Source organism: Dolichospermum lemmermannii CS-548 (genome assembly GCF_028330815.1).
GTDB classification, from domain to species: domain Bacteria; phylum Cyanobacteriota; class Cyanobacteriia; order Cyanobacteriales; family Nostocaceae; genus Dolichospermum; species Dolichospermum lemmermannii.
In genome coordinates, this window is record NZ_JAQMTJ010000254.1 from 1 (window position 1) to 13,824 (window position 13,824).

Below are 13,824 nucleotides of genomic sequence, written 5' to 3' on the forward strand. Positions count from 1 at the left end.
CTCGGTGACTCGGTGACTCCTGACTCCTGACTCCTGACTCCTGACTCCTGACTCCTGACTCCTATTCCTAATGACCAAATCAGATCCCAATCGAGTTTTACGGCGTTTACCCTTAGTTGTTGGGGGTTTAGGTGCTGTGCTTTTGTTAATGAATCGGTTGTTAACACCGGAACTGACAAATTCCCAAGCACGAGGAGATGTGCTGGGGGTAATTCTGAGTGCGGTGTTAATTTTAACTGGTTTAATTTGGCAACAGGTACAGCCGCGCACACCGGAGACAGTAGAATTAATTGGGGAAGAGGGATTTTTTTTAGATCCAGAATTACCAGAAGCCGCGAAAATAGAATTAGCCTGGGCATCGCGGTTATTATTAACTAATACAGTGACGCGATCGCTCATAGTTTATTATCAAGGTAAAGTTTTATTACGTCGCGGTATTCTGGCTGCTAAATCGGAAGTAGTACCAGGAATAATTTTAAAAAAAGTATTAGAAACACAAAAGCCAATTTATTTAGTTGCTTTGTATGTCTATCCTGGTAAAATCGAATTTGACTATTTACCAGAAAACACACAAGGTGTAATTTGTCAACCAATTGGTAAAGAAGGGGTTTTAATTTTAGCAGCAAATGCTCCCCGCAGTTACACTAAACAAGATGAAAACTGGATTGCGGGAATTGCCGATAAATTAGCTGTTACTCTTGGTCATTCTCGTTCCTAGACTCTGGCTAGGAATGCTAACTTTGAGGCTCTGCCTCCCGTTACTAGCGGCAGAGCCGCGTGATGAACATTCCCAGTCGGAGACTGGGAACGAGATTATAAAAGTTATAAATTATGAATTATGCAAATTATTTATTTACTCTTAGTGGCTGTAATGTTCGTAGGGATTATCGGTGCTGTAGTTCCAGCTATCCCTGGAAGTAGTTTGATTTTAATATCTATTGTTATTTGGGGAATTGTCAGTAATTCCTTTGCAGCTATCAAAATTCCCCTGATTGTGACAATCATTGTTTTACTTCTGAGTACAGGAGTTGATTTCCTGGCTGGTTATATCGGAGCAAAACAAGCCGGTGCGAGTAAGTGGGGACAAATTGGCGCATTTGTGGGTTTATTACTGGGGTTTTTTGGATTATTACCAGCTTTACCTTTTGGTGGTCCATTATTAGGGATTTTATTTGGACCACTGTTAGGAGCAATTGTTGGTGAGTTTCTTTATCAACGTCAATTATGGCCTGCGGTAAAAGCTGGTATAGGAATCACTGTCGGTACAGTGGTGGGGAATTTGATTCAAGGTGTCTTAGCTATCAGCGCGGTTGTAGTATTTTTGTTGACAACTTGGCCGCAGGTATATGGTAGTTAACCTGAATAAGAACCGTCTATCCAAATACCGAATTAACTGTAGACTTAATTGAATTTCGAGCATCCTTTAAAGCCTGACTAAAAGGTTGCTTATTCTGCAAAAATACTCTTGCACAATTGCGTCCTGGCATACCGGAAATTGAGCCACCTGGATGTGTTCCTGCGCCTGTTAAAAAGAGATTATCAATGGGGGTTTTATAATTAGCTAATTCGGGTAAAGGTCGGAAAAAGATCATTTGATCCATTGTCATATCAATATGATAATAATTCCCTTTGTATGCCCCTAATCTTTCTCCTAATTCTGCCGGACTTTCTACTCTTCTAGCGATAGTTGCTTTCTTCACATTGGGGGCGTAAGTTGCTAATTTGTCAATTACTCTATCTGCAACTTTGTTTTTCAATTCATCAGTCCAACCTGTCCCTTTTAAACCTGTACCTTTTGCATTAGCAATTTGATAAGGAGCAAAAAATTCAATCCATAAAGTATGTTTACCAGGTGGTGCTAAACTAGGGTCAAGAGCGCTAGGCATGACGAGATACATGGAGGGGTCAGAATCGGGAATTTCGCCAATTGTACATTTACTATGAGCCTGTTCTACATGATTCATGGAATCAGCAATTAAAATTGAACCAATGAGATATTCATCTTTATGATCATGATGAGAAAAATGCAAGGGTTCATCTAATGCTAAATCTATTTTCAGGATAGTTTCATTGTTGTTGATAATGCGGCGTTCTAATCTTTCCCATAAATCAGGATCAACGGCATCAATATCACTTTTTTCTGTCATTTGTAAGAATAATCTTTGAGCATCAATATTAGAAATTACTCCCTGTTTAGCTCGATATTCTTTACCACCTGCTACCCTCACACCCTCGGCTTTAGCATCATTAATTAAAATCTTTTCCACGTGCTGGTCTGTGAGAATTACCCCACCTTTACTCTTAACTAATTTCACCAAAGCTTGCACCAATGCACCTGTACCGCCGCGAGGTCTAGCCATTCCAGGATTATGACGCATAGCCATCATCATCACCCCAATTGCCAGATTTTTTTGAGAAGGTGGCGCACCTAATTCTGATGCTAATCTAGATAGGGGAGCTTTGAGAAATTCTTCATCAAACCATTCATTAAGAATATCTTCGGCGCTGTTTAACATTGTTCGCACAAAATCAAAACTTTTGGCGGGAGAACCAACTACAGAAAATAAATCTTTAACTTGTTGCAGATTGTAGTTACCGAAAATATCTATAATTGATTTGGGTGGGGCATTAAACATGGGAATCATGGCGTTAATTGCCCGTTGCCAATAATTTGTAAACTCGGCATATTTTTTAGCATCTCTTTCATTATAACGAGCGATTTCTGCACAGGTCTTTTCTAAGGATTTATGAGCTAAAAAATATTTACCGTCGGGGTGAGGACAAAATACAACTGGGTCACAATCTAGATATTCTAAGCCATATTTTGTCAGTTCTAATTCTTCTACTACTGGACCCAAATGAATAAATTCATGGTCAATGGCACACAAGTTAAATTTAAAACCTGGTGCTTTGTCTGGGATACATTCTTCTGTTGTGGCTGCACCACCGGGAACAGGACGTTTTTCTAGTAGAAGGACGCTATAACCTGCTTTGAGTAAATAAGCTGCACAAACTAAACCGTTGTGTCCAGCACCGATGATGATAACGTCGTATTCTTGCATATCTCTGATGACATAGAAACCTGGCTTTTTTATATTATTAATATTTACGGCAAATTGCAAGTAAATTAGGTAAAATTTTAGTGGAGATTAGTTACAATAATATAGCAATCCTATTTGAGTTGTTGTCGGAGAACGAACCACAGAGGCACAGAGAGCGCAGAGGTAGAGAAGGAAGAGATGTATGTTTACGGCAGGTTATACAAATACGTCTTATTTAGGATTACTATAGATCCCCAATTTATTCAATAAATCAGGGATCTTGTTTGAGAAATTATTGCTGTTAAACTGTGACTGTTTCTAAGTTTACAGATTTTGGTTGACGAAGATTCTGAATTTCTAAATTTATGGGACCATTTGGACCTGTAACTAAACCCCGTCTTTGTGGTTTAATTTCATCGATATTAACTAATTTCATTGACCATGTTTTCAGAACTTTAGCTAATATTAATTTCATTTCCATTTGGGCAAATGCTAAACCAATACAACGTCTTGCACCACCCCCAAAAGGTAGAAATTCATAAGGTGAAAATTGTCTTTCTAAAAAGCGTTCTGGGTTAAATTTTTCAGGTTCAGGATAAATATCTTCTCTTCGATGAGTTAAGTAAATTGAACCCATGATAACTGTACCTGGTTCTAGTTGATAACCACCAAGAGAAATCGGAGTTTTAACTTTTCTGGGAAAAGTTAGCATTGCTATGGGATAAATCCTTAATGTTTCATTACAGACAGCAGTTAAATATGGCAATTTAAAGATAGTATTAGAATCAGGATTTTCTCCTAAACTATCCAATTCGACTAATAGCTTTTCTCGAACTTCTGGGAGTTTATGAATCCAGTAAAAAGCCCAAGAAATAGCTGTGGCTGTAGTTTCATGACCTGCGACTAATAAAGTCATCAATTCATCTCTTAATTCTGCATCAGTCATAGGTTGACCGTTTTCATCTTGAGCAGACATAAGTAAATTAAGAATATCTGTGCGATTAGGATCAAAATTTTCTCTTCTTTCTTGAATTTCCTGATAAATGAGTTGATCAGCTTTTTCCTGTTTCTTCATTTGTCTTTTCCAAATTTCAGAAATTCCTATGATTTCTTTCAATTTGGGAAGATAGAGAAAAGCAACTCTCCAAGGACTGCTACCCTGTTCTAAAATTTCACAAAGTAAATGTTTAAGTTTTTCTGCTCGTTCTCCTTCATAAATGCCAAAAACGGCTTCCATCATTACCCCAAGTGTAATCTCTTGGGCAACATTTCTGATATTGAAAGGTTGATTTTTTGGTTGTTCATTGATAATTTTTGTGGTAATATTTTCAATTAATTCAGCATAACTTCGCATTCTTTCCCCATGAAAAGGTGGCATAATTAATTGCCGTTGACGTTGATGTTCTTTACCACTCAGACTAATGACAGATTTTTTACCGAGTAAATATTCAAAAATACTATTTAATTCTCCTGGTGCTTCCAAGTCTTTTTGATCATTACTTAACACCTGCTGCATTGCTTCAGGAGAATGAACAAATAACATTGGTGGTAAATTACTTTGCAATTTTAAAGTGAATAAATCACCATAAGTCTTGGCACATTCTGTCAAATAACTCATGGGTCTGAATATCCAGTTTAAAACTTGAATAGTAGCTGATACTTTTGGTCCTGGTAGTAGTTGCATAATTTTCTCCTATTTTGATTACACAATTAATTACAGAATAACTCAACTTCAACTATAAACCCTTGAGATTTGAATTTTCACAAGATTATAAAAAAAACTAGATGTGTAGGGGTTTAGCACTGCTAAACCCCTACGTATACTGATTTAATGACATGAAAGGAAAAACAAGTAATCATGTGAGATGAGTATTTAACCTACTTATGGTGATATTGCGAAAAAGCAATTAACTATTAGATCCTCAAAGATGTAAAATCTTGGTTACATTAAACCAGAATCTCTAGTTTTTCCGATTTTATTCAGGTACTCAGCATGACAACAATTACGACAAAGGCAGCTTCCGCACTTCCTGATTTTTGTGAAGGAATACAATATTTTGGGGAAGCATTGCCAGATTTTGAAACTTATGGGGCAACTCCCGTGATAGAATCGGGCAAGAGGGCGATCGCCTCCCCAACAGATACAACAGCAGTATATCAAACCTTACTCGCCGCTGATGCCCTGCGCTACCTCACCCTACACATCAGTGCTAGTAAGGCTTCTGGACATCCCGGCGGTTTTGCCAGCCAAGCGGAAGCTTATGCAGCTTTGGTCATGCTGGGACATAAAAACATTATCACGGAAGTGGGACACCATGCCCCCGGTTTTTATAGTGCCATGTTCTTAGACCGTTCCTTAGAAGACATGGGCATTTCCACTGTACAACAATTGGGCGATCGCTTTCGAGAAAAGCATGGATTATTAGGACACCTTTCCGGCTATATTCCCGGTATTCTCGCACCGGCTGGACCCCTGGGACAAGGACAACATTTCGCCATGGCCGCAGCCCTATTACACCGTGATAAACTCTTCCCCTTCACTGTGGGAGACGGGGGACTGGGTGAACCCTATATCATGAGTTCAATGGCACATTTCAACACCGCTTACCCCACCGTTACCAACTTTTTACCCGTGTTAGTGTGGAACGGTTACAGCCAAGAACACCACAGCATGGTATCTTTGAAAACTAACGCAGAGATGATTGCCTATTGGCAAGGTAACGGTTTTGCCGAAGTCGTATTAGTCAACGCCAAAGATTTTGACGACCAAAACCAAGCAGGTGAATATGTTGATAGTACGGTATTTTCCTTTGCCAAGCGCCTAGAATTTACCAAAGCGGTATTAGTAGGTATGGATAAAGCTGCCCGTTCAGCACTCGGCGGTAAATTGACCGTATTTATTATCAAACAACTCAAAGGGGCAGGGGTTCACGCTTTAGGGGCAAAATCCCACAACCTCTATCCTCAAGATACTTTAACCGCGCCCCATATAGTCAGCGCCTTACAAAAACGGGCATTATCAGCCCCAGCATGGCAAATTGTGCGGACAAATGCGGAACGGGCTGGAGGTGGTCCGGCTGCGAAAACTGTAGTCACAGAATTTGAATTACCCTTAGCAGAAATTGGCGAATTACCATTAGCAGAATATCCAGTTGGCGCAGTTCCTCAAGTTTCTACAACTGTCATGGGTAAACTGGTGGGAGTAGTAGGAAATAAAGATAAAAACTTCCTCGTGACTAACGCCGATGGTAACGCCGCTTCAGGAATTGGTAATATTAATGAGGCATTAAAAATCATTCACCCCACCACCGATGACACCTATCATCAAGCCCCAGGAGGTCAAGTTTACGAACCTTTGAGCGAAGATGCTTGTGCTGGTTTAGCGGCTGGTTTATCCTTAATGGGGGCGAGAACTTTGTGGTGTTCCTATGAATCTTTTGCCATCAATGGTTTACCAATTTGGCAAACTGTCACCCAAGCAATGGCAGAATTACGCCGCAAAACACCCTCAACAATTACATTATTTACTGCGGGGGCATTAGAACAAGGACGCAACGGTTGGACTCACCAAAGACCAGAAATTGAAGCTTATTTTGCTTCTTTGATGAGAACGGGAAATGTCTTCCCATTATTTCCCCCAGATGCTAACAGTATTCAAGTCTGTTATGACTGGGCTTTGCAAACAAAAAATAAGGGCATTGTCATTACTGCTAGTAAGTCTCCTTTGCCAATTCGTAGCACCTTTGCCCAAACTGAAAAAGGCTTAATTGATGGTGCGGTGTTATTACATGAAGTGGCTGGTGGGAAGACTGTTGTATTTGCTGTAATTGGCGATTTGACTTTAATTCCTGTGTTTGAAGCGGCGGCTTTTTTAGAAACTGAAGGTATTGGTGTGAAGATTGTTTCTATTATCAATCCTCGTCGTTTATATCGTCCTCATGATACTGCTTGGGATACTTGTTCTGAACCTGATAACGGTTTTTTAAGTGATGCCGATTTTGAGCAATTGTTTGGTGGAGATGCCTTAATTGGTGTGACAGGTGGCGCTGCGGCGATGTTAGAACCGATCATGTTACGCAGTAATTCAAAACGTGATTCTTTTGCCTGGAAGCGTGGGGAAACTACGGCTAGTGCGGGTGAGTTGATGGCTTTTAATGGGTTGACTGCGGAAGCGTTGACTAAGCGGGCTATTGAGTTGGTGCATTAATATCATATTTCTGTAGGGTGCGTTGCGGTGTTGCTAACACACCCTACTATACTGGCTTACCCTTGAAGTTTTTAAACACACTCATTAGGATAGTTTCATACATGAGTATAGTAAACTAGAACAAACCTAAATAAAAAAAGATGACTACAGAACCTAATGATTTTGCTTACCCCATGTATGCTAATCTACCTGAAAACACTGTAATTCGTTCACGTGGACTTACTAAACGCGAGCTATTTGCATTAGAAATATTTTCTGGACTAATTGCTGTCCCTGAAACAAACCCTAATGCACTAATTTCAACATCTGTTGACTTGGCTGATAAGCTTATTGAGCAATTAAATAAAACTGAAACAATCACACCTAGACCACCATTGGAGTCTTCAGGTTATTAGTGTTTTGTTAATAATTTATTGTGCGTTACAGATTTTATCCTAACGCACCTACTAGCTAATTTAATAACCACAATGTGCTGGATGTATAATGAACTTGGTTATGAATCTACTATCATTGCCGAAATAACAAAAGGCAAATGATACGCCTTTTTGCAAAGCAAGTTTTGTCTGTGGAGTGATACAGATAGAACTTTCTATTACTGGTAGTATAGCATAAGCAAGCTTTTGTTCATCTACTTCAAAAGATGAATAGTTGATTAACTCATAATTATAAACTAATCTATCAATCTCTACACCAACGTTATTCAGTATAGTTTCTTGATCTATTTGTATAGGTGTAGACTTATTTATCTCATTAGCTGTTTTCCATAAAGCCTGTTGCTTTGATAGTTTATTCTGATCACTAAATGACTTAACAATAGCTTCAGTACCAGTTTTTACTAAAGATTCACCTACAGCATTAGCTAAACCTTTCCCTACTTCTTTTGTTATCTGACCTGCAAGTTTACCAGAGCCTTTGCAGCTATATAGCATCACTAAAATGAGAATTGAACAAAAAAACTTTTTCATGTTGGTTAATTTCTTATTTTTAATAAAATACATTAAACTTAATTATAATTACTTATAGTCATGTTTGTAAAAGAACGTTGATGTTTTTAGTTATACATGGGTATAAATATATTAATTATTTTCACGCTAAGAGTTATTTATGGATAACATGACCGAGTTAGATTGCTTGTCTGGACTTGATCCTACAGGTAACACTTGGGAAAAGCATCGAATTAATGCTGATAAAATTGCTGAGTTTTACGCAAAAGCAAATAATGATACTTTTCATGAGTATGCTTGGCGGTTGAAAAGCTGTTCTGAGTGGCTAGAGTTTCGCTTAATTGCAGAAGAATCAGCAGATATTCTCAAGTTAAAATTAATAAATGCGCGATTTTGTCGAGTGCGTCACTGTCCAGTTTGTCAGTGGCGACGTTCTATGATGTGGAAAGCAAAAGCTTATCAGATTCTCCCTCAAGTTGTCACAGATTACCCTAAATACCGTTGGTTGTTTATCACCCTGACAGTAAGAAATTGCAACATTGAAGAACTCAGAGAAACCTTAGATGAAATAAACAAAGCTTTTAAACGTTTATCAGAGTTGAAAGCATGGCCAGCTAAAGGTTGGGTAAAGTCTATAGAAGTTACCAAAGGTAAAGATGGAATATCAGCACACCCACATATACACCTATTAGCGATGGTACAGCCTTCATATTTCAGTCATGGCTATATTTCTCAAGCTAAATGGGTATCATTATGGCAGCAGTGTTTAAGGGTGAATTATCAGCCAGTAGTTGATGTGAGAGCGATTAAAAAACACCATGATCCAAAAGTGTTAATTCCTGAAATTCTGAAATATCAGGTGAAAGAGTCTGATTTAGTGGCTGATAGGGAATGGTTTCTAGAATTAACCCGTCAACTACACAAAACTAGAGCGATCGCAGTTGGGGGAGTTCTCAGACATTATATGCGAGAATTAGAGGAGAAAAATCAAGACCTCATTAGTGACAGTGAAGAGATAGATGAGGTTAAGGATAATAGTTTATATTTCGGATGGAATAGAAAATTACATAAGTACATAATAGAGGGATAACTAAGATTAGTCAAAATAGTCACTATCAGGTAAATGCGGAGATTTCAGCCCTTTAAAAAATGTAGCTGCTTTTCTCAGAAGATACAAAGTATAAGCAGAAAACTTGGGATTAGGATATTGACAAGCAAGACGATAATACAGAGAAACAGGTGCAAGAAACCAAATACGTTTAGAACCATCCATATAAATGTATTCATCAAGTATATGAAGTAAGGGAAGTAAAGAAATAACGGAAGAATGGGAAACCAAAGAATGATGAATATAAATCCGTCCAATTGGAATACCTCTAAAATTCCGATGAGAGATAGAAATAGAAAAAGAAATCATTGAAACACCTCAAATGAAATAGATGATAAAACTAGAATCCTTCATCACCACTAATTAGGCGTTAGCCTATGTAGATTAATGGGAAGACAAAGAATATCCAAGAAACAAATTTGCGCGTAGCGCACATAAAAACATATTTGTCTTTCGGATTGAGATTAATGACAAAGCAAAAAACTCTCAATTACATAGTGTTGTAGTAAATGAGAGTTTAAAATAGCCTTCACTTGAAACTAATAAATATCTTCCAAAGAATCAGAAACCCTGTATCTGTTCACATTATCTTACTCAACCATTACTAGGGATTAATAGAGCGATCGCACGTGAAAAGCCTACCCTGTATCTGTTTACATTATCTCACTCAAGCATTACTGGGGATTAATAGAGCGATCGCACCTGAAAACGTTACCCTGTATAAGTAAGTTGGCGTTAAACAATCAACATATGTAACGAAATGTAAATTCGACAAATACCTTATAGATAGGTTATTTAAGGGTTTTTACGAAAAAAATGTATATTGATTTTATCGTGCCGACTTACTTATGTTTACATTATCTTACTCAACTATTACTAGGGATTAGTAGAGCGATCGCACCTGAAAACCTTACCCTGTATCTGTTTACGTTATCTCACTCAATTATTACTAGGGATGTTTAGGGTGATCGCAGTCCAAAAACCTTACCCTGTATCTGTTTACGTTATCTCACTCAAGCATTACTAGGGATTAGTGGGGCGATCGCAGTCTGAAAACCTTACCCTGTATCTGTTTACGTTATCTCACTCAAGCGTTACTAGGGATGTTTAGGGCGATAGCGAAGCGCTGCTGCAAGCAGATTGTGTAAATATTCACCTCACCACCAGAACTAAATCAAATCCTCAAACAACTAGCCAAGAAAATTAGATATATTAATAATCAGCACACAAATATACAAACCCTTCCTGTATGAAATTTCAAGTAATATTCACCTATGATTCAGAATATCTAGGTTACGTTGCTGAAGTACCAGAACTTCCTGGTTGTGTCAGTCAAGGTACAAACTTAGATGAAGCAATTGAAAATATCAAAGATGCTATCAAAGGCTATCTTCACGTATTAGAAAAACATGGTAAACCCTATGTAACCAAAGAATCTCAATCTTTTGTAGGGGAAGTAGTAGTATAAATGGGACGCTTATCAAATATTTCCGGTAAACAAACAGTCAAAATCTTTGAAAAATTTGGCTATGCTGTAGATCATCAAACCGGAAGTCATATCATACTGTGGCACGAATCAAAACCCATTTTATCAGTTCCCAATCATAAAGAACTAGCACCAGGATTACTCAGAAGTTTAATTAGACAAGCAGGAATTACCGTAGATGAATTTTTAGGAAATAAGTAATATTTTCAGTGGGTTAATAACAAAATAACCCACTATTAATAACGCACTTATTAAAACTCAAAAATCCTGTATCTGTTTACGTTATCTCAATCAAGCATTACTAGGGATTAGTAGAGCGATAGCGAAGCGCTGCTGCAAGCAGATCACAGTCATGGCAGAAAATGACAAAACCTGCCATACTATAGAAAAGAAAATTCAGCGAAATCACATTATGAAAAGTATGAATATTTCCTTACCTGACACCATGCGCGATTATATAGAAGAACAGGTAGCGCAAGGTGGTTACAGCAGCGTTAGTGAATATTTTCGGGAATTAGTGCGACAAGACCAAAAACAGAGAGCAAATGAACGATTACAAACCATGCTTTTAGAAGGATTAAACTCAGGAAATGCAACAGAAATGACTGCACAAGATTGGGAAGATATTCGTCAAGCAGTTCGTGAAAAAACTAACAAACGTCAAAGTGCAATTTAGCCATGATGTTTGCAATTAAAAAAAGACCTCAAGTTATCCGCGACTTGATAGATTTAGCCACCTTACATAGCAGAAGACAGTTTAGACGTTTCCGACCGCTTTTTAATAGCAGCAGAAACAACATTTAAACAATTAGCTAAAACTCCAGCTATGGGGAAATTGACAGATTTTCCTCATCCCAATTTAGCAGATATTCGACAACAATCAATTAAAGGATTTAGAAAATATCTAATTTTTTATCGTATCACTGAATCAGAAATTGATATTTTGCGAGTTATTCATGGTGCAAGAGACATTGAAACAATATTAGATGAGGATTTAGAAATATGAGTAATTAGGTTAGGTTGATGCAAATAAACCCAACAAAACCCACCATTAATAACACTAAATCACAGACCGAAAACCCTACACTGTATCTGTTTGCATTATCTCACTCTCAACCATTACGAGGGATTAATAGAGCGATAGCGAAGCGCTGCTGCAAGCAGTTCGCACCTGAAAACCTTACCCTGTATCTGTTTACATTATCTCACTCAACTATTACTAGGATGTTTAGGGCGATAGCGAAGCGCTGCTGCAAGCAGTTCGCAGCTATCATGTAAATAAGAGAAAACAATATAACCATGACAGATACATGAGGAAATATTCACCTCACCTGATTCAGATCCCCGACTTCTAAGATTAATTATGGATATGATAGAGAAATTTTGAAAAGAAGTCGGGGATCTTTGGGGTGTAGTTTATAATAGGAGTATACCGAAAAAATTTACTCAATTGAGGAGTTAATCATGGTAATAAAAATTGCAGAAATATCTCAAGATATTGACACCTTAACAGAAGAAGCGCAAATCTTACTACTGGATTTTATTCAATTACTTAAAAAACGTTATCCAAAACCAGAAAATCATCATCAACAAAAAAGTATCTATGAAAAATTTGATGAAATTGGATTAATTGGTTGTTGTGCTGTGGAAGAAAATTTATCAACCACATATAAAGAAGTTTTAGCTAATACATTACCAAACAAATATGATCATAGTTGATACAGGATTCTGGTTAGCTCTCATTGACCAAAAAGACACCTACCACGCAACAGCAAAACAAGCTTTAAAAAAATACAATGAGCCTTTAATTACAACATGGTGTGTTGTTACAGAAACCTGTTATCTTTTGCTAACTCGCAAAGGAGTTCAAGCTCAAGTCACTTTTTTAAATAGTCTGGAAAAAGAATTATTTACAATCTTTAATTTAGAGCCTCACCATACTCCGCAAATTATTAAATTAATGGAAAAATATGCTAATCTGCCAATGGATTTAGCTGATGCTTCCCTAGTAATTTTAGCAGAACATTTAGGACATGGGCGAATTTTTTCAGTAGATCAGCGTGACTTTAACACCTATCGTTGGAAGCAAAATTATCCTTTTGAAAATTTGCTATTTTGAAGTAATTACCTGTATCTGTTCACATTATCTCACTCAAGCATTACTAGGGATTAGTAGAGCGATAGCGTTCGCGAAGCGTCCCGGAGGGAACTAGCGCTGCTGCAAGCAGTTCGCACCTGAAAACCTTACCCTGTATCTGTTTAACCTCACCCGATAATTATCACCCAGGGCGTAGTTTATAATAGGATCATACCGAAAAATTTTATATAGGATTTAAGGTTATTCATAATGCTGCAAATTATCCAAGCAACCTGTACCAACGGTGAACTTATTTTAAATGAAAAACTAAGTTCCGAATTAGAAGGTAAAACCATACAAATTATGATTCTCGAACCCAGCGAATCTACACAACCAATAGATTCTCAAGAATTGAAAATACAGCAATTCTTAGCGCGAGTTAATAACTACTCCTTCCCAGTTCCCCCAGACTACAAATTTAATCGAGAAGAAATTTATGATAGATAAAATTTTTCTCGATAGTAATCTCTGGATTTATCTCTATGCTAAAAATCCGCTAGAAAAATCCCAGCAAGTTGCAGAAATCATCAAAAATAATTCTTCATCTCTGTTAGTTAGCACCCAGGTTTCAGGAGAATTATTTCATGTTTTAACTAGAAAAAAATTCACATCAAAAACAGATGCAATTACAATCATATCAGATATAGTGAATACTTTTTCGATTCAGGCAATCAACACAACAGAAGTTATACAAGCATTAGAAATCAATGCAAAATATAATTACTCTTATTGGGATAGTTTGATTATAGCTACAGCAATATTTAACCCACATTCCGCACCCCAAACTGTCACAGATCAAAAAAGCCCTTAAAGTAGTACATAATAACTAAAGCCAATTCAAAAATTAAGATGCTTAATGAGAATAAGTAGCATTAAAAGGGACGTGGTGTGATAAAGTGAA

The 13,824-nt window shown here is 37.4% G+C and carries 17 protein-coding genes; 13 read left to right on the forward strand and 4 right to left on the reverse strand.

The features are described from left to right. Positions 1-70 precede the first annotated feature (70 nt). Together PN450_RS16925 and PN450_RS16930 are read left to right on the forward strand one after the other, a co-directional pair. Entirely contained in the window at positions 71-718 is a 648-nt protein-coding gene (locus tag PN450_RS16925; protein ID WP_148765481.1) for a cofactor assembly of complex C subunit B, read from the forward strand. Positions 719-838: 120 nt separating this feature from the next. Then, positions 839-1,357, forward strand: coding sequence for a DUF456 domain-containing protein (locus PN450_RS16930; protein WP_148765479.1), 519 nt, complete (start codon positions 839-841; stop codon positions 1,355-1,357). 16 nt (positions 1,358-1,373) lie between these two features. Here PN450_RS16930 and crtO read toward each other — a convergent pair whose 3' ends face one another. Together crtO and PN450_RS16940 are read right to left on the reverse strand one after the other, a co-directional pair. Beyond that, complete coding sequence (crtO, locus tag PN450_RS16935) at positions 1,374-3,062, reverse strand: beta-carotene ketolase CrtO (RefSeq protein WP_271837009.1); 1,689 nt, start codon at positions 3,060-3,062, stop codon at positions 1,374-1,376. A gap of 280 nt (positions 3,063-3,342) precedes the next feature. Continuing rightward, on the reverse strand, positions 3,343-4,725 hold the full coding sequence (locus PN450_RS16940; RefSeq protein WP_271837010.1) for a cytochrome P450: 1,383 nt from the start codon (positions 4,723-4,725) through the stop codon (positions 3,343-3,345). A gap of 309 nt (positions 4,726-5,034) precedes the next feature. On the opposite strand from PN450_RS16940, the gene PN450_RS16945 reads away from it, so the two are divergent. Together PN450_RS16945 and PN450_RS16950 are read left to right on the forward strand one after the other, a co-directional pair. After that, a complete protein-coding gene (locus PN450_RS16945; protein ID WP_271837011.1) occupies positions 5,035-7,248 on the forward strand; it encodes a phosphoketolase family protein in 2,214 nt (737 codons plus the stop codon). Between the two features lie 140 nt (positions 7,249-7,388). Beyond that, positions 7,389-7,643, forward strand: a complete 255-nt coding sequence (locus PN450_RS16950) for a hypothetical protein (RefSeq protein WP_271837012.1) — start codon at positions 7,389-7,391, stop codon at positions 7,641-7,643. A 60-nt stretch (positions 7,644-7,703) separates the two neighbouring features. On the opposite strand, the gene PN450_RS16955 is transcribed toward PN450_RS16950, so the two are convergent. Further along, complete coding sequence (locus tag PN450_RS16955; protein ID WP_271837013.1) at positions 7,704-8,213, reverse strand: hypothetical protein; 510 nt, start codon at positions 8,211-8,213, stop codon at positions 7,704-7,706. A 139-nt stretch (positions 8,214-8,352) separates the two neighbouring features. Between PN450_RS16955 and PN450_RS16960 the strand changes: the two genes are divergently transcribed. Further along, on the forward strand, positions 8,353-9,282 hold the full coding sequence (locus PN450_RS16960) for a protein rep (protein ID WP_271837014.1): 930 nt from the start codon (positions 8,353-8,355) through the stop codon (positions 9,280-9,282). A gap of 6 nt (positions 9,283-9,288) precedes the next feature. On the opposite strand, the gene PN450_RS16965 is transcribed toward PN450_RS16960, so the two are convergent. After that, the gene (locus PN450_RS16965; protein WP_271837015.1) at positions 9,289-9,609 is read right to left on the reverse strand and encodes a hypothetical protein; all 321 of its coding nucleotides are present in this window, start codon (positions 9,607-9,609) and stop codon (positions 9,289-9,291) included. A gap of 940 nt (positions 9,610-10,549) precedes the next feature. Here PN450_RS16965 and PN450_RS16970 point away from each other — a divergent pair. The 8 genes from PN450_RS16970 (at position 10,550) to PN450_RS17005 (ending at position 13,734) form a co-directional block, all read left to right on the forward strand. Continuing rightward, on the forward strand, positions 10,550-10,768 hold the full coding sequence (locus tag PN450_RS16970) for a type II toxin-antitoxin system HicB family antitoxin (RefSeq protein ID WP_027401156.1): 219 nt from the start codon (positions 10,550-10,552) through the stop codon (positions 10,766-10,768). After that, complete coding sequence (locus PN450_RS16975) at positions 10,769-10,987, forward strand: type II toxin-antitoxin system HicA family toxin (RefSeq protein ID WP_053538668.1); 219 nt, start codon at positions 10,769-10,771, stop codon at positions 10,985-10,987. 151 nt (positions 10,988-11,138) lie between these two features. Beyond that, positions 11,139-11,462: a type II toxin-antitoxin system ParD family antitoxin gene (locus tag PN450_RS16980; RefSeq protein ID WP_371735130.1), complete on the forward strand. Its 324-nt coding sequence runs from the start codon at positions 11,139-11,141 to the stop codon at positions 11,460-11,462. 105 nt (positions 11,463-11,567) lie between these two features. Next, the gene (locus PN450_RS16985; RefSeq protein ID WP_271837017.1) at positions 11,568-11,792 is read left to right on the forward strand and encodes a type II toxin-antitoxin system RelE/ParE family toxin; all 225 of its coding nucleotides are present in this window, start codon (positions 11,568-11,570) and stop codon (positions 11,790-11,792) included. A gap of 458 nt (positions 11,793-12,250) precedes the next feature. Continuing rightward, entirely contained in the window at positions 12,251-12,505 is a 255-nt protein-coding gene (locus PN450_RS16990) for a DUF2281 domain-containing protein (RefSeq protein ID WP_148765467.1), read from the forward strand. Continuing rightward, on the forward strand, positions 12,492-12,905 hold the full coding sequence (locus PN450_RS16995) for a type II toxin-antitoxin system VapC family toxin (protein ID WP_148765465.1): 414 nt from the start codon (positions 12,492-12,494) through the stop codon (positions 12,903-12,905). The genes PN450_RS16990 and PN450_RS16995 overlap by 14 nt, the downstream gene beginning before the upstream one ends. Before the next feature lie 228 nt (positions 12,906-13,133). Further along, positions 13,134-13,370: a hypothetical protein gene (locus PN450_RS17000; RefSeq protein ID WP_148765464.1), complete on the forward strand. Its 237-nt coding sequence runs from the start codon at positions 13,134-13,136 to the stop codon at positions 13,368-13,370. Next, a complete protein-coding gene (locus tag PN450_RS17005; RefSeq protein WP_271837016.1) occupies positions 13,360-13,734 on the forward strand; it encodes a PIN domain-containing protein in 375 nt (124 codons plus the stop codon). The genes PN450_RS17000 and PN450_RS17005 overlap by 11 nt, the downstream gene beginning before the upstream one ends. Positions 13,735-13,824 lie beyond the last annotated feature (90 nt).